The organism is Streptomyces sp. NPDC045026, from assembly GCF_056432625.1.
Window position 1 is genome coordinate 1 of record NZ_JBWKIS010000044.1, and the last position, 14,087, is coordinate 14,087.

General features: G+C 67.8%; 15 protein-coding genes and 4 pseudogenes. 9 read left to right on the top strand and 10 right to left on the bottom strand.

The genetic code is table 11. From position 1 onward, the window contains the following. Nucleotides 1–99: 99 nt before the first annotated feature. Nucleotides 100–726, bottom strand: coding sequence for a TetR/AcrR family transcriptional regulator (locus AC07EJ_RS43620; protein WP_478886320.1), 627 nt, complete (start codon nt 724–726; stop codon nt 100–102). A 138-nt stretch (nt 727–864) separates the two neighbouring features. Between AC07EJ_RS43620 and AC07EJ_RS43625 the strand changes: the two genes are divergently transcribed. From AC07EJ_RS43625 to AC07EJ_RS43640, 4 genes and pseudogenes are all read left to right on the top strand, one after another. Continuing rightward, nucleotides 865–1,911, top strand: a complete 1,047-nt coding sequence (locus tag AC07EJ_RS43625; RefSeq protein WP_478886321.1) for an aldo/keto reductase — start codon at nt 865–867, stop codon at nt 1,909–1,911. An 88-nt stretch (nt 1,912–1,999) separates the two neighbouring features. Continuing rightward, nucleotides 2,000–2,832: pseudogene (locus AC07EJ_RS43630) on the top strand (IS5 family transposase). A 371-nt stretch (nt 2,833–3,203) separates the two neighbouring features. Then, the gene (locus AC07EJ_RS43635) at nt 3,204–4,262 is read left to right on the top strand and encodes a YihY/virulence factor BrkB family protein (RefSeq protein ID WP_478886322.1); all 1,059 of its coding nucleotides are present in this window, start codon (nt 3,204–3,206) and stop codon (nt 4,260–4,262) included. Nucleotides 4,263–4,463: 201 nt separating this feature from the next. Then, nucleotides 4,464–5,525 (top strand): IS630 family transposase, encoded by a 1,062-nt coding sequence (locus AC07EJ_RS43640; RefSeq protein ID WP_478886342.1) that lies wholly within the window; start codon nt 4,464–4,466, stop codon nt 5,523–5,525. A gap of 58 nt (nt 5,526–5,583) precedes the next feature. Here AC07EJ_RS43640 and AC07EJ_RS43645 read toward each other — a convergent pair whose 3' ends face one another. The 3 genes from AC07EJ_RS43645 to AC07EJ_RS43655 all read right to left on the bottom strand — a co-directional run bounded on the left by AC07EJ_RS43645 (nt 5,584) and on the right by AC07EJ_RS43655 (nt 7,019). After that, nucleotides 5,584–5,961 carry a nuclear transport factor 2 family protein gene (locus AC07EJ_RS43645; RefSeq protein ID WP_389489304.1) on the bottom strand — a complete coding sequence of 126 codons (378 nt, stop codon included), beginning with the start codon at nt 5,959–5,961 and terminating at the stop codon, nt 5,584–5,586. A gap of 402 nt (nt 5,962–6,363) precedes the next feature. Beyond that, nucleotides 6,364–6,750 carry a PIN domain-containing protein gene (locus AC07EJ_RS43650; RefSeq protein ID WP_478886323.1) on the bottom strand — a complete coding sequence of 129 codons (387 nt, stop codon included), beginning with the start codon at nt 6,748–6,750 and terminating at the stop codon, nt 6,364–6,366. Next, nucleotides 6,747–7,019 (bottom strand): hypothetical protein, encoded by a 273-nt coding sequence (locus AC07EJ_RS43655; protein ID WP_389489306.1) that lies wholly within the window; start codon nt 7,017–7,019, stop codon nt 6,747–6,749. Before AC07EJ_RS43655 ends, AC07EJ_RS43650 begins: the two co-directional genes overlap by 4 nt. A gap of 235 nt (nt 7,020–7,254) precedes the next feature. Here AC07EJ_RS43655 and AC07EJ_RS43660 point away from each other — a divergent pair, with 235 nt between their 5' ends. Continuing rightward, the gene (locus AC07EJ_RS43660) at nt 7,255–7,605 is read left to right on the top strand and encodes a zinc ribbon domain-containing protein (protein WP_389489308.1); all 351 of its coding nucleotides are present in this window, start codon (nt 7,255–7,257) and stop codon (nt 7,603–7,605) included. Between the two features lie 68 nt (nt 7,606–7,673). On the opposite strand, the gene AC07EJ_RS43665 is transcribed toward AC07EJ_RS43660, so the two are convergent. Both AC07EJ_RS43665 and AC07EJ_RS43670 read right to left on the bottom strand, forming a co-directional pair. Continuing rightward, complete coding sequence (locus AC07EJ_RS43665; protein WP_478886324.1) at nt 7,674–8,468, bottom strand: hypothetical protein; 795 nt, start codon at nt 8,466–8,468, stop codon at nt 7,674–7,676. Between the two features lie 164 nt (nt 8,469–8,632). Then, nucleotides 8,633–8,985, bottom strand: a pseudogene (locus AC07EJ_RS43670) (DUF2637 domain-containing protein); the annotation flags it as partial. A gap of 1,055 nt (nt 8,986–10,040) precedes the next feature. Between AC07EJ_RS43670 and AC07EJ_RS43675 the strand changes: the two are divergent. Continuing rightward, a pseudogene (locus tag AC07EJ_RS43675) lies at nt 10,041–10,733 on the top strand (restriction endonuclease). Between the two features lie 79 nt (nt 10,734–10,812). Here AC07EJ_RS43675 and AC07EJ_RS43680 read toward each other — a convergent pair. Then, a complete protein-coding gene (locus AC07EJ_RS43680) occupies nt 10,813–11,157 on the bottom strand; it encodes a hypothetical protein (protein ID WP_389489315.1) in 345 nt (114 codons plus the stop codon). Nucleotides 11,158–11,291: 134 nt separating this feature from the next. On the opposite strand from AC07EJ_RS43680, the gene AC07EJ_RS43685 reads away from it, so the two are divergent. Continuing rightward, nucleotides 11,292–11,744 (top strand): hypothetical protein, encoded by a 453-nt coding sequence (locus AC07EJ_RS43685; RefSeq protein WP_389489317.1) that lies wholly within the window; start codon nt 11,292–11,294, stop codon nt 11,742–11,744. Here the strand turns inward: AC07EJ_RS43685 and AC07EJ_RS43690 are convergent. Continuing rightward, nucleotides 11,691–12,125, bottom strand: coding sequence for a hypothetical protein (locus AC07EJ_RS43690; RefSeq protein WP_389489319.1), 435 nt, complete (start codon nt 12,123–12,125; stop codon nt 11,691–11,693). The genes AC07EJ_RS43685 and AC07EJ_RS43690 overlap by 54 nt on opposite strands. Continuing rightward, nucleotides 12,122–12,833: pseudogene (locus tag AC07EJ_RS43695) on the bottom strand (transposase). Before AC07EJ_RS43695 ends, AC07EJ_RS43690 begins: the two are co-directional and overlap by 4 nt. A gap of 146 nt (nt 12,834–12,979) precedes the next feature. On the opposite strand from AC07EJ_RS43695, the gene AC07EJ_RS43700 reads away from it, so the two are divergent. Next, nucleotides 12,980–13,495 carry an RICIN domain-containing protein gene (locus AC07EJ_RS43700; protein WP_478886325.1) on the top strand — a complete coding sequence of 172 codons (516 nt, stop codon included), beginning with the start codon at nt 12,980–12,982 and terminating at the stop codon, nt 13,493–13,495. On the opposite strand, the gene AC07EJ_RS43705 is transcribed toward AC07EJ_RS43700, so the two are convergent. After that, nucleotides 13,440–13,634, bottom strand: coding sequence for a hypothetical protein (locus AC07EJ_RS43705; RefSeq protein WP_389489410.1), 195 nt, complete (start codon nt 13,632–13,634; stop codon nt 13,440–13,442). The genes AC07EJ_RS43700 and AC07EJ_RS43705 overlap by 56 nt on opposite strands. 111 nt (nt 13,635–13,745) lie before the next feature. Between AC07EJ_RS43705 and AC07EJ_RS43710 the strand changes: the two genes are divergently transcribed. After that, nucleotides 13,746–14,015 (top strand): hypothetical protein, encoded by a 270-nt coding sequence (locus tag AC07EJ_RS43710; RefSeq protein WP_478886326.1) that lies wholly within the window; start codon nt 13,746–13,748, stop codon nt 14,013–14,015. The last annotated feature ends 72 nt before the right edge of the window (nt 14,016–14,087 follow it).

Genomic DNA, 14,087 nt, shown 5'->3' on the forward strand with positions numbered 1-14,087 from the left:
GTGAAGATTCGACACCTCCACCACACACGGAGGCCTTCGCCCTCTTCAAGGCCCGCGCGTGTCAACAACGCTCATGCTCAATACACCTAGGGCCTGTCTTCAAATTCCCGTCTGCCCCGCGAGTCCGGCCGGAGCCCCGGCGCCCCGCAGCAGGGTGTCCACGACGCGGGTGGCGAGCGCGTCCGTGTCGCTGTCTCCCGCTCCCTCCTTGGCGGCCTCGTGGATGAGGGCGTAGTAGACGCGCCGGGTCCAGTCGAGGTCGATGTCGGGGCGGAGCACGCCCGCCTCCTGGGCGCGGCGGAAGAGCCGGACGCAGGTGGCCCGGACCTCGGCGTGGATGCGGGCCGCCTCGGGGTGGGCGTCCTCGGCCGCGCGGTTCATGGCGAACGACCAGTCGGTCTTCACGCGGAGGACGTTGGCAGTGACCTGGTAGAGGGCGACGAGCGGCGGGGCAGCGTCGGGGCGGGCGGTGTCGACGGCGGCCGCGAACTGGCGGGCGGCCCAACCGGTGAGCTCGTCCAGGAGCGCCTCACGGGTGGCGAACCGGCGGTGGACCGTGGTCCGGGCGACGCCGGCGGCCCGGGCGAGCTGCTCCATGGTCGCCGCCTGGTTGGTGGCCAGGACGCGTTCGGCCGCTTCCAGGATCGTCTGCACGGTCCGTTCGGTGTCGGCCCGGAGGGGCCGTTTCGCCTGCGGTTCCGTCTGCTGCTGCTTCTGCACCGTCACGCCAACATGCTACATCCGCACTCCCTCAAAGGATTTACTTGCAACATTGTTGTTGCATGTCATAGGTTCATCGCGTCGGAGAGGTAGCAACTCTGCACCCCGTCCGCGGGGAGAGGCGACATCAAGGAGCAGTGAGTGATGCAGCACAGGAAGCTGGGCCGCACCGGCATATCGGTCAGCAAGTTCGCGCTGGGCACCCTGCGCCTGGGCGCGTGGGGGAACACGGATCACGACGATGCGGCCCGGCTGATCCACACGGCCCTGGACGCCGGGATCAACCTCATCGACACCGCCGACCAGTACTCGGGCGGCGAGGCCGAGGAGATCGTGGGCAAGGCAATCCGAGACCGCCGCGACGAGGTCGTGCTTGCGACGAAGGGGCACTTCCCAGTCCGCTTCAAGGACGAGGACCCCAACCGGCAGGGAAACTCCCGCCGTTGGCTCACCAAGGCCGTCGACGACAGCCTGCGCCGCCTGGGAACCGACCGCATCGACCTCTACCAGGTGCACCGCCCGGACCCGAGCACGGACATCGACGAGACGCTCTCGGTCCTTTCCGACCTGGTACGCGCGGGCAAGATCATGGCCATCGGGACCTCAGACTTCCCCGCCGAACAGCTCGTCGAGGCACAGTGGACCGCCGACCGCCGGAGCCACATCCCCTTCCGCACCGAGCAGCCCCCGTACTCCGTCTTCGTGCGCGGGATCGAGGCGGACGTGCTGCCCACCGCGCAGAAGTACGGACTCGGCGTGCTGACCTGGAGTCCACTCAACAGCGGCTGGCTGACCGGGCGATTCCGCCGCGGCGAGCCGATCGAGATGAACGGGTTCCGACAGGCGGTCGCCCACAAGTTCAACCTCGACCTGCCGGGCAACCAGCGCAAACTCGACGCCGTCGAGCGCCTGTCGGCCTTGGCGGACGAGGCGGGAATCTCCCTGACGCACCTGGCGCTCGCCTTCGCGTCGACCCACCCGGGCGTCACCTCGGTGATCCTCGGCGCCCGCACGGCCGAGCAACTCACCGACCAGCTCGCCGCCGCCGAGGTCCGGCTCGACGACGAGATCCTCGACCGCATCGACGAGATCGTCGCCCCCGGCGTCACGCTCAACCCCGCGGACATCGACTACAGGCGGCCGGCTCTGACCGACTCCGAGCAGCGCCGCAGGCCCGCCCACCACCGCTGACGGCGGTCCGCCTGCGACGAGTTCCTGCGGCACACACCGGAGCAGGCTACGACCCTTCAAATGATCTTGAGTGTTGGATCATGGCCGGGTGAAACGTCGCCATGAACTGTCTGATGAGGAGTGGGAGTTCGTCCGTCCGTTGCTGCCTGAGTCCTTGCGGGGGCGGAAGCGGTTGGACGACCGAACCGTGCTCAACGGGATCGTGTGGAAGTTCCGGACGGGCACGGCCTGGCGGGATGTGCCCGAGCGGTATGGCCCGTGGGCCACGCTGCATACGCGGTTTCGCCGGTGGGCTCTGGACGGCACCTTCGAGCGGATGCTCGAGGCCGCCCAGGCCCGGGCGGATGCGGTTGGGGAGATCGACTGGCTGGTGTCGGTCGACTCCACCGTCGTGCGGGCCCACCAGCATGCCGCCGGAGCCCGAAAAGGGGGGTCCGCAGCCCCGGCCTCGGACGTTCCCGGGGCGGTCTGACCAGCAAAATCCACCTGGCCTGCGATGCCTTCGGTCGCCCGCTCGCCTTCGTGGTCACGGGCGGGAACACCAACGACTGCACGCAGTTCACCACGGTGATGGACGCGATCCGGGTGCCTCGCCTCGGCCCGGGCCGGCCCCGGGTTCGGCCCGCCCACGTGCTGGGCGACAAGGGCTACAGCTCCCGGGCGATACGGACCTGGCTGCGGCAGCGGGGCATCAGCTACACCATCCCTGAGCGAGCCGACCAGGTCCGCAACCGGCTCCGGCGCGGCAGCCGTGGCGGGCGCCCACCGGCCTTCGACAAGCAGCTCTACAAGCGGCGCAACGTCGTGGAACGGTGCTTCAACTGTCTCAAGCAGTGGCGTGGCATCGCGACCCGCTACGACAAGACCGCCGAGTCCTACCAGGCAGCCGTCACCCTCGCTTCGCTCCTGATGTGGGCGTGACATTTGAAGACAACTCCTAGAGGCCTCCCCCGGCCAGCAAGTCCGTGGCCCCGGACGTTGCCGCCGCCGCGACGGCCTGCGAGACCCTGCACCTCGAACACTGGGTCCGCGCCACCCCGGCCGACACCAGGCACCCTTCCCGCGGTCGTCAAAGGGGGTGGGGCTGCCGGACCGGGAGGGGCACAACCTGATGGGCGCCATCCAGTGGCCAGCACCTAACTCAGCGGGTGTGATGGGGATGCGGCCTCTCGGCCGCGTCAGCAGGCCGCATTCTGAGAATCTGATGGAGGCAGCGGGGTTGCGCATGCGAAGCAGCATGCATCTGAGCACGCCGACCGCCGCGAGCGCCGACGCTCGACGAAGGAGTCCCTGTGGCAACGCCACCCTCTGATAAGCCGGACCGCGAACACAATGACGACCACGATGGTGGCGGTCCCAGACACCTGAATGGCAACAGAGGCGGCGGCGATCATCCGCCCCACGAAGACGAGGGGAGCGAAGGCGGCGATGCTGGCCGTCCATCTCGGAAGGACGCCGCGAAAGGCGGTTCGTCCAAAGGCGCCGTGAAGCGCACACTGCGGGAGTTCAAGGAGGACAACCTCACGGACTGGGCAGCCGCCCTGACCTACTACGGTGTCCTGGCGATCTTCCCGGCCATGCTGGCTCTGGTGTCCGTTCTGGGACTGCTGAGCCCTTCCACCATCGACTCACTGATCAAGAATCTCTCCAGCATCGCACCCGGGTCCGTGCGCGACATCCTTACCACCATGCTGGAGCAACTGAAGGGCGGCCAGGGCAAAGCCCTGCTCGCGTTGATCATCGGTGTCGTCTTGGCGCTGTGGTCGGCCTCCGGCTACGTTGCCGCCTTCATGCGTGCGTCCAACATCGTCTATGACATCGGCGAGGGCCGACCAGTATGGAAGACGCTGCCGGTCCGCGTCGGCATCACCGCGGCCGTGGTGATCCTCTTGGCCCTGACCGCGATCGGCATCGTCTTCACCGGCACCCTGGCCAAAAAAATGGGATCGATCCTGGGGCTGGGCGACACGGCAGTGACCGTGTGGAACATCGCCAAATGGCCGGTCATGCTCCTCCTGGTCATTCTGATCGTCACGCTGCTCTACTGGGCCGCTCCCAACGTCAAACGGCCAATCCGGCGAGTGATGCCCGGGGCTGCCGTGGCCGTAGTCATCTGGCTCATCGTCTCCGCGCTGTTCGCGCTCTACGTCGCCAATTTCAGCAGCTACAACAAGACCTACGGCGCCTTCGCTACCCCGATCGTCGCGCTGATCTGGCTGTGGCTCACCAACATCGCGATCCTCCTCGGACTGGAGTTCAACGCTGAACTGGAACGCGGACGTGCAATTGAAGGCGGGCACCCCCCGGGCGACGAGCCCTACGCCGAGCCCCGCGACACCAGCAAGCTCTGATGACGGCCGACACCTCTACGCCCTCCTCTCCTGGCGGCGACTTCGCCCGGCTGTCACGCAGAGTGGCTGAAGCCGGCCAGCCTGATGCGCCGCTGCCACGGCTACTGCGCCATCCGGATCACCGCGGTGATCGCCCTATACAAGCCTGCCGGGAGCCGCTCCGCAGACCTGCGCTGATCAGGAAGGCAGCGGTTACAGCAGATCGTGCGCCGGGGCAGCACCAACTCGGTGCGCTACCGGCGCGCGATGATGCTGCTCGCCTCGGCCGGCGGGAACCGCGTCCCGGTGATCGCCCAGCTGGTCCAAGCCGACGAGGACACCGTCCGCGACGTGATTCATCGGTTCAACGAGATCGGCCTGGCCTGCCTGGACCCTCACTGGGCGGGAGGCCGTCCCCGCCTGCTCAGCTCTGACGATGAGGACTTCGTCATCCAGACGGCCACCACCCGCCCCGCCAAGCTCGGCCAGCCCTTCACCCGCTGGTCCCTGCGCAAGCTCGTCGCCTACCTGTGGAAAGTCCACGGTCGGGTCATCCGCATCGGCCGCGAGGCGTTACGCTGCCTGCTCGCCCGGCGCGGCGTCACCTTCCAGCGCACCAAGACGTGGAAGGAGTCCCCGGACCCCGAGCGCGAGGCGAAGCTGGACCGGATCGAGGAAGTGGTGGACCGGTTCCCGGACCGGGCCTTTGCGTTCGACGAGTTCGGCCCGCTCGGGATTCGGCCCACGGCGGGCTCCGGCTGGGCCAGGAAGAAGCGCCCCGGCCGGCTGCCGGCCACCTACCACCGCACCCACGGGGTGCGCTATTTCCACGGCTGCTACTCGGTCGGCGACGATCGCTTGTGGGGCGTCAACCGCCGCAAGAAGGGCGCCGGGAACACGCTGGCCGCGCTGAAGTCGATCCGCGCCGCCCGGCCCGACGGTGCACCCATCTACGTGGTCATGGACAACCTGTCCGCCCACAAGGGCACCGACATCCGCCGCTGGGCGAAGAAGAACAAGGTCGAACTGTGCTTCACCCCGACCTACGCCTCCTGGGCCAACCCGATCGAGGCGCACTTCGGACCGCTGCGGCAGTTCACCATCGCCAACTCCCACCATCCCAACCACACCGTGCAGACCCGGGCCCTGCACGCCTACCTGCGCTGGCGCAACGCCAACGCCCGCCACCGCGACGTCCTGGCCGCCGAACGCAAGGAACGTGCCCGCATCCGTAGCGAGAAAGGCATCCGCTGGGGCGGACGTCCCCTCAACACCGCAGCCTGACCAACCGCGAGCCGCAGCCCCGGAGGGCCGAACGGAGCCGGTTCAGGAGAAGGATGACTCAGGAGGCGGACGGGTCGATCTCCCCCGCGAAGACGATGACCTGGTCGATGAGGCTCCGCCGCAGATGGACGACGTCCGTTCCCGCCAGACGGGGGCCTCCATCCGGCGTGGTGAAGACCCACTGGTACCGGGCCCACTCGTCAGGCATGTCCACCGCCGAGCAGCGCACCATCGTGCCGGTCCCCGCCGGGTGGCGCCGGATGTCCAGCACGAACCGCTCGACCGCCTCGACCCCTTCGCTGCGGCCCAACGGCCCCCAGAAGACCACGTCCGAGGTCAGGGCCTGGGAGAGGAGCGCAGTCACATAGCTGTCGTCCGAGGCGTTGAACGCGGAGATGAACGTGTCGATCGCGGACCGCGCGGTTTCTTCCTGCATGCACCAGTAATACCAGTCGTTTCGCGGAACGCGCTCGTCCCGTAAGCCGTCTTCCGATCACGGTGAACCATCCCGGTCACAGCACAAGCGGGGCAGCACCCTGTGCCTGGTAACGGCTGAGGGGGGAGTCGTGCGCGCGGTCGTCCAGGAAGCCCAGTGGACGCGCCTGGGCGAGCCCTCCGTGGAATGGGCCGTCGACTACACGTTCAAGACGACCCTCTGGGAGCAGTAGCTGCCGCCCCGGTCAGTCCGCCTCCGCACACCAGACATGCTCCAGAACCTGCACGTATAGCCGCAGCCATGGTTGGCCACCGGCGGGCACTTCGACCACGTCCGCGTCACCTACAAGGACTGAGCGTCGCGTAGTGCGCTCGCCGCGGCACCCCCACATCCCTGTCGGGCCTACGAGTTGAGGTCCATCACTGGCGCACCGAGGCCCTCGTAGTCCGAGGGGGCGATGGTGGCGACAAGCGCACCGTCGGGACGGTCCAGGGTAGGACGTGCGGCGTGCACTGCGGCCGCCACGCCGAACGGGACGTTCCGGCGGTGCAGGTCGGCGATGGCGTGGGCGGCCTCGTAGTCGGTGCCCAAGGTGTGCAGCACGTCGAGGATGCCGAGGTAGTCGACGATCCCGGTCCGTTCCCGCTCTGCTTCCAGCGCGGACACGATCGGCACCCACAGCCGCACGGTGGGATCACCGGCTGCGACATGAACGAGCCCGGAGACCTGCTTGTGTCCGCCCAGGGCGAGGAGGGTGGCACTGTCCAGGATGTAGTGCTCGACGATCACGCTGCCGTGCCCCGCACCCGCGCCTGGTGGGCGGCCTGCGCCTGACGCATTCGCTCACGCAGCGCACCGGCATCATCCTCGCTGACCCGATGGCCGAACTCCGAGACCAGGAATGCGTCCGTGCGCTCCGCCCGTTCCTGCAGCTGCGCGGGCGTGAGCGCAGTCGCGGCGAACTCCTCAATCAACGCCCGCATCGACATGTTGCGGGCCTCGGCCAAGGCCGCAAGCTTGTCCCGAGTCTCGGCACCGATCTTGATCGTCGTATCCATACCGCGAGTATACCGGAATGAATACCTCGGGGCTGGCGCGCTTCGACTCTCGGCGCGCGACGGGGCCAAGCCACGATCCGCAGGAGAGGAATGAGTTCGGCAGGCGACGGTGCGCGGCCTCGAGCATGTCCACGCGAAGCACCGTGGCCACCTGCGCAATGACGAACGGCATGACGCTTGGGGCGCTCGTCCCGCCAGGCACCCAGCCGAGCGACCTTGCGCCCGGCAGCGTCACGTGCCCCCGTCCTCGAAAACCTGCTCGTCGTGCAAGGCAGTGAAAGCCAAACTGCCCCTGCACGTCCGTGTGTTCTCCTGCGAAGCGTGCGGCCTGGTCATCGACCGGGACGAGAACGCCGCCCGCAACCTCGTCGACCTCGCATCGGCCGGCACAACCGGTACCGGAGTGGCCGGAGACCGGGGCACGCCCAGCGTGCCGAAACCGCGTGGAGCCGTCCAGAAGACCCGCGTCAGCCGGGCCAGCCGCAAAGCTGACCCGGTGCGGGCAGGTGGCGCAAAACCGCCCCACAGGCGGAAGGAACCGCGAGACCTTCAACAGGACACCACCGCCCAGCTCGGGCTGTGGTGACACCGTTAAGGACCATCTGTGCGTAAACGCACGGATTGCTGAGATCTGACTATGACCTCAGCAACGGGTTACCGACTCCTGCCCTCCTCCTCCCACTGCGGCGGCCAGCCGCTGTAGGGCGCCTGCTGCCCGTACTGCGGGGGCTGCTGCTGCCCGTACTGCGGGGGCTGCTGCTGTCCGTACTGTGGAGGTTGCTGCTGTCCGTACTGCTGGTGCTGCGGTGCGCCGTGCGGGGGCTGGGCCTGGCCGCCGTACCCGGGGGCCTGCTGTGCGTACTGCTGCAGTGACTGGCCGTGCTGCGGCTGGGAGCCCGGCGGCAGGTGGAAGACCTGGCCGGGGGCGGGCTCGTGGCGTACGAAGCCCGCCGCCTGGAGGTACGCGCCGGCCTTCTTGTGGCGCAGGAAGTTGATCCATATGCCGACGCCGGCCAGGACGGCCATGCCGCACCCATAGCCGAGGGCGAGGCCTGGAGAGCTGCCCAGGAAGGTGAGCGAGCGCAGGAACGCCAGGAGAACGATCACCCCGACGACCGGCAGCCGCTTCAGCAGCGCAGCCTTGCTGCTCAGGTCGAACAGCACGCGCTTCTTGTTGAGTTCCAACGTCTGCGGCGGGATCCCGGGCATCTGCGGCGCGTACGGCCAGCACTGCGCGGCGCGTGCCTGCGCCTGCGGGCTCGGGTCGGGGGTGAAGAGCAGTTTGATGGAGAAGATCTCCTGCCGGGCTCCGGCGTACTGATAGCCGAAGAGCTCGGCGGTGGACACCAGCGTCGCGAGCCGCTTCATCATCGACATCTTGGTCGTGAACTCGAACGGCATGCCCCTGCGCATGTGGTCGAACAACTGGACCGTCTGGCGATCTGCCATGCGTCTTCCGTCCCCCGTCTTGGCGCGCCCGGCACTGCCGCACGCCGCCGCTGTGGCAAACATTCAGGAGGGGCAGCCTAGCCAGCCATGCTGTCCAGGCCACCCCCTCCCCTTCTGGAAGGCTGAACTGCTACGCGCAGAGGAACACCGGGTTCGTGAACGCCGACGAACAGGATCGGGATGACGGCGTGCATGCCGACGCCGAGCGGGTCCGGCCACGCGGCCGCGCCGTTGAACGCGATCGTCGCGGCGGTCAGCAGCCACGCCGTGTCTGGCGCAGCAGCGGGAACGGTATCCGGATCCAAGTCAGCAGCAGGTCCAGGGCGAGCAGTACGCAGATACCCGCGTCGATGCCGATCGGGAGCGCGTAGCTGAACGTCCCGAACCCCTTCTGGAAGGCGAGCTCGCGCACAGCTACGTATGAGCCTGCAAAGCCGATGCCGGCGATGGCCACCGCTCCGGCGACGACCACGCCGATGAGTATGCGGTGCGTTCGTGTCAGCTGTGGCGCGGCCACCCCACCTTCCCGCCCTACCGCACCCTCTCCCCGCCCCCGCACGCCCCCGCCATCACCTGGTCAACTCGCCCATCACACTTCACTTTTGCACACCCGGTCAGGTCACGACACACGGAATCAACAACTGCCCAACTGCACACCGGTTGATCCAGACGACAATGGCCGCGGAATTGCACCAGACGGGGCCTTCTACGGGCATGGCGAGAGTCCCCAGACCAGGACTGTGCCCTCCATCGGGAGCCCTGCAACGTCGAGGCCCACGTGTTCACGGCGGTATGCCACCCAACGGGGAAAGGCGCTCTCGGCCGCTGCAGCGGCCCTGAACTACTCCCTTCTGCACTGAAATTCGTGATGCCGGTCCGTCAGGGACAGCGTCCCGTCGTCCGCGTACACCGCGGCCTCCCGCCAGCGCTCGAACACGTACGGCGTCCCATCCTCCCGGACCACCACACGCAGCGGGAACCCGGCGATCACTTCTCCCTCACCGTGGCGGTCGGCCTGGCACGCCTGCGTGATGGCACGGTGCGAGTCGCTCTCGACGGCCGGTGCAGGCTCGAGAATCGCGGCCGCCGTCTGCTGCTGGCGCGAACCTGATCGGCGCGTACGTGCAGGGTGGCTGGGGTCTGGGGCGGAGCCCTGCGTGTACTGACCTGGCCTGATCTCCACTTACGCGATCACCGTGGGTGCAGGTTTGCTGACTCAATGTCAGTGGTGGTTGTCAGTATCGGCAGTTCGGCGGGGACCCGCGGTGGAGGGGGAGGCTGCATGCCTTGGGTGAGGCCGTACGTACGGAAGGACGGGACGGCGGTTCGCGGATACTCGCGGTGGGCGTCCGGCGCTCGACGTGAGATGGCGATACTCGCGACCGTGGCCGTGGTGGTCGTTGGTGGGGGCAACGCCATGGACGGCTCGGGAAAGGCCTCGGGGTCGGAGCAACGGCCGCGCCCTAACTCCACGGCGGTGTACCCGGTGCGATTCCCGGGCTGGCATCAGAAGCCATTGCCGAAGCCGACGGTGACGTACCCGATCCGCTTCTCACCCCGGGATGGTCAGCGATGACGCGGCGACCGCCAGCGCGAAGGCGTAGGCGAAGCAAGCGCCGCCAGCGCAAGCAGGACCAGCTCGTGGCTCTCCTCGTGGGCGCGCTCGTCGGGCTGGCGCTCGTCATCGCGGTGGTCAACTGGTTGTTGGCGCACTGGTGGGTCTTCGTCCTGCTCGCCGTGGTAGCCGTACTGGCGAGCGTGGGTGCGCTGTACCAGCGGCAGCAGCGCGCCCTGTGGGCGCGCGCCCAGTGGCAGGGGCTGCGCTACGGGCTGCCTCAGCTCGACGGGCTGCACCACCGCGACTTCGAGTACGCAGTGCGCAACTTGATGCGGAGGGACGGCTGCACGGACGCGAAGCAGATCGGCGGCGCGGGCGACAACGGGGCAGACGTGCTCGCCACCGACCCGCTGGGCCGCAAGTGGGTTATCCAGTGCAAGCACCGCAAGAACGGGGCCAAGGGCTCGGCGGTGGGCACACCCGACCTTCAGCGGGTCAACGGGACGGCCCGCCAGCTGTAGGGCGCGGACGTGGTGTTGGTCGTCACGAACGGGCGCTTCTCGACGAAGTGCCCTCAGCTGGCCCGGCAACTGCGCATGCACCTAGCCGACCGCGCGCTGCTGGCCTCCTGGGCGGCCGGCTCACGGCCGCTGTGGGAGCTGCTGCCGAAAGTGCCTCCCCCACGTCGTTCGACGCCTTTGAGCTGAGAGAAACCGCAGGTCAGCGCAGGGGAAAGATTTCTGAGGCCTGTGGTTGAGCGGAAGGCGGCAATTTTGCCGGATACCCTCAACCACGGACTTCGTAGTCCTCCAGGACCTCCTCGTCGATGACGTCGTCGGCCGGAACGGTGACCTTTGACAGGATCCTGTCGACCTCCCAGAGGCGCTTCTGCAGGTACTCGGCTGCGCGGCGGAGCGTCGCTCCCTCACCAACAATGCGTTGTCCAGTCGCTCCAGTGCTGCGCCGGCCGCCCTCCGCGCGACGCCGCGCGTTCTCAGGGCCGACGGGGCAGTTGACTGCTAGTCTCCGGGCCGCACAGATCTCAGAGGGCGGTATGTGAGTGAATAGATAGTTTGTCGTCGCCTGAATGTGTAGCAGAGTGGCGTTCCGGCGGGTGGGGGGCGTGGGCATCGTTCAGAAAGCAGCACTGGCGACCAAAGCCTCTGCCGAGGGTTTCGGACTAGACAGCTGCACACACGTCAAGCAATGGGAGAAACTGGGAAACTAGCGAGACTCGACGGACGAGCCTGCGAAGGAGCCGCGCGGTGGGCGACGAGTCGCTGTTCTATCGGCCGGGAAGCACGCTGCTGACCACGATCCGCGCGTATACGGGCGGGCCCGCGCCGAGTCGCCCTGACGACCCGGCCGTCCGTTTCCATCCCGGCGGAGTCGCGTACCACCAGGCGTACGGATACGTTCCCGTGATCAAACTGGGCTGGCCGGCGGTCCGCGCGGTCGCCGTCCTCCCCGGACCGGTCCCGGACCGTCAGGCTCTGTGCGTGTACCGGCTCAACGAACCACCGGAGCCCGACGTCCCGGCCAACGAACTATTCACCGGCACCGGGCGGGGCCTCGGAGTCCACTTCCAGGCGCTGTTCGGCACGAAACTCGTGGTGCACCTGCACCACGTACGAGGCCCGTCCCTAAGGAAACTCGCCCAGCGCCTACCAGCCTGGACAGACGGCCGCATCACCCTCACCACCGAACGCCCAGCCTGAGAGGGCGGTGCGTTCGACCAGCCGCTTGAGCTTCAGCCGGACGTTGTTGACGTTGCTGGGTGCGATCTCCAGGTCCATCGCCTCGCAGACCGCCCGTGCCCGCAGCGGGGAGTCGGCCGCGGCGAACACTGTCATGATCTGCTGGTAGGCCGGATGGTCCGGCAGCTTCGCGGCCGGCGGCGTCGGCGGGGACGGATCAGGCAGCGCCAGCAGGGTCTTGCGGGTGATGCGGACCTCCTCGGCGACCCGGTCGAACTCCTCCAATTGTGCGGTGAGTTCCGCGATGCTTCCCCGCGTGGCCTCGGCCTGCACGGCGATCTCGCGCTCTTGCTCCTCCAGGTGCGCCAGCACCGCTCCCAAGGTCAGCTCGCTGCCGCTCATGCGTCGCGCCAGGTGGGGGTGGAGGTCACGGTGAGCATCCGGGCCATCCGGTCGCTTATGGCCCAGTACACCCTCGACTCGGCGGAGTCGGGCCGGTGCTCGTAGTCCCGTACCAGCCTGCGGTGCAACATCATGATCCCGTTCACCTGCTCCACCACCCACCTCTTGGGCTGTGTCGGTGTCGGCGGCGACCTTGTCCAGCAGGGCGATGCCGGCGGCGTTGTCGTGCGCGGACGCGGCCAGCACCACCACCGCGATCACCAGACCGAGAACATCAACTGCCAGGCCGCGCTTGCGGCCTGGGACTTTTTTTGCCGCGTCCCTTCCGGTGGTGTCGGCGGGCACCCCGACGGCCGCGTGCAGGCTCTGGGTGTCGAGCACCACCAGGCTCGGGTCGGCCTTGCGCCCACGGCTCTCGCGGACCTGCCAGCGCAGCAGGTCGTGGATCGTCTGGTCGGTGCCGTCATCGCGCCACTTGTAGAAGTAGTACTTCACCGCACCGACCGGGGGCAGGTCATGGGGGAGGTAGTCCCACTGGCAGCCGGTACGGGACTGGTAGAGCAGGGCATTGACGATCTCCCGCATCTCGTAGGCGCCCTGGTGGCCACTGACAGAGGGATGCTGAGCCTTCCAGGAGGCGATGACGGGTTCGATCAGAGCCCACCGCTCGTCGGACAAGTCGCTCTTGTAGGGCTGGCGGTCGCTCACGAAGAACACTCCAGCACGACAGGACTCCCCGATCAGCCCCGATGCGCCTGCGCCACACGTTCCAGCGACAACAAACGTGGCATCACGTCACATACCGCCCTCTCACATTCAATTCCCGGCCTGACCCGCCGGGCTGAGGGGGATTCATGATTCTGAGAAGGCTGGCCACCATCGGGGCGGTCATCGGACTCGCAGTAGGTCTGAGCAGCACGTCAGCCAGCGCCACGCCGAGGAACTCCTCGTTCCAGAACAGGGCCGAACCCAGTTGGCGGTGCCTGGACTTCCGCGCCGACTACGGCCCGTACGTCTTCGGCTGCAACCACACGACCTATCAGCAGTGGTACTGGAACGACGAACTCGAGTACAAGGCGCTCCGGCAGAAGGCGACCGGGTTGTGCCTCGTGTTGCGCAACGGTCAAGCGACCATGAAGCCCTGTAACGCCGCGGACGACGCAGCACTGTGGCTCTTCGACGACGAGGGCAGTACCGCTGTGATGATCAGGAACGCCGTTAGCAACCTGTGCCTGGCCCGGATGGCGAACGACCGCGTCAACACGACCAAGTGCACGGGGGCCCGTCCCAGCGCTGGACCGTCTGGGACAATGTCTAGCGGGTCGTCCACAGGATGTGCCAGGACGACGCAGCCGTGCCGCTCACCGTGAGCAGAGCGGTGAGCTCGCTGTCGTCCTGGTCATCGACGCCCCATGTGCTCGTGGCGCCCGCAGGGACTGTGAGCGCGCCTTCGCCGGTCGTCGCGGCGGCCGGGCTGTCGGCGCCTGCGCCCGATGCGAGCGCTGACATCGGCGCGGCCGTCAACATCAAACACCGCCTCCTCGCTGCCCAGGAAGAAGCTGCTTGACGGGAGCCGGACGGCGGACATCGCCCAGGGGCGGACGGGAAGTGAGTTGAAGGATGGGTGACGGCACTGCCAATGGCCCTGACCTGCCCGATCCCGGCGAGCCGATGACCGTCGAGGCGGTCCTGACACGATGGCCCACCGGCGCGTGGAAACGCGAGCTCATCGACGGAGTCATGTACTTCTATGGCGAGTTCGACCAGCGGGACGTCGAGATCGCCGAGCGGACCTACCCAGGACGCCGTGTGCTGGTCAACCGCGCCGGAGACCTGGAAGTTCATCCCGGCGGCGCGGACCCGGCACGGTCCCTGCTGGACAGCTCGTGAACGCCCGACGGACCCCCGATCGTAGGAAGGTCACACCGTCTTCGAGACGGCTGCCGACGGCCCGCACTGCCT

Coding starts and splice junctions, on each gene's coding strand:
- AC07EJ_RS43625 (WP_478886321.1), top strand. CDS start 865: ATGCAGCACAGGAAGCTGGGCCGCACCGGCATATCGGTCAGCAAGTTC.
- AC07EJ_RS43645 (WP_389489304.1), bottom strand. CDS start 5,961: ATGCAGGAAGAAACCGCGCGGTCCGCGATCGACACGTTCATCTCCGCG.
- AC07EJ_RS43655 (WP_389489306.1), bottom strand. CDS start 7,019: ATGGATACGACGATCAAGATCGGTGCCGAGACTCGGGACAAGCTTGCG.
- AC07EJ_RS43665 (WP_478886324.1), bottom strand. CDS start 8,468: ATGGCAGATCGCCAGACGGTCCAGTTGTTCGACCACATGCGCAGGGGC.
- AC07EJ_RS43680 (WP_389489315.1), bottom strand. CDS start 11,157: ATGCCCACGCCCCCCACCCGCCGGAACGCCACTCTGCTACACATTCAG.
- AC07EJ_RS43690 (WP_389489319.1), bottom strand. CDS start 12,125: ATGAGCGGCAGCGAGCTGACCTTGGGAGCGGTGCTGGCGCACCTGGAG.
- AC07EJ_RS43700 (WP_478886325.1), top strand. CDS start 12,980: ATGATTCTGAGAAGGCTGGCCACCATCGGGGCGGTCATCGGACTCGCA.
- AC07EJ_RS43705 (WP_389489410.1), bottom strand. CDS start 13,634: ATGTCAGCGCTCGCATCGGGCGCAGGCGCCGACAGCCCGGCCGCCGCG.
- AC07EJ_RS43710 (WP_478886326.1), top strand. CDS start 13,746: ATGGGTGACGGCACTGCCAATGGCCCTGACCTGCCCGATCCCGGCGAG.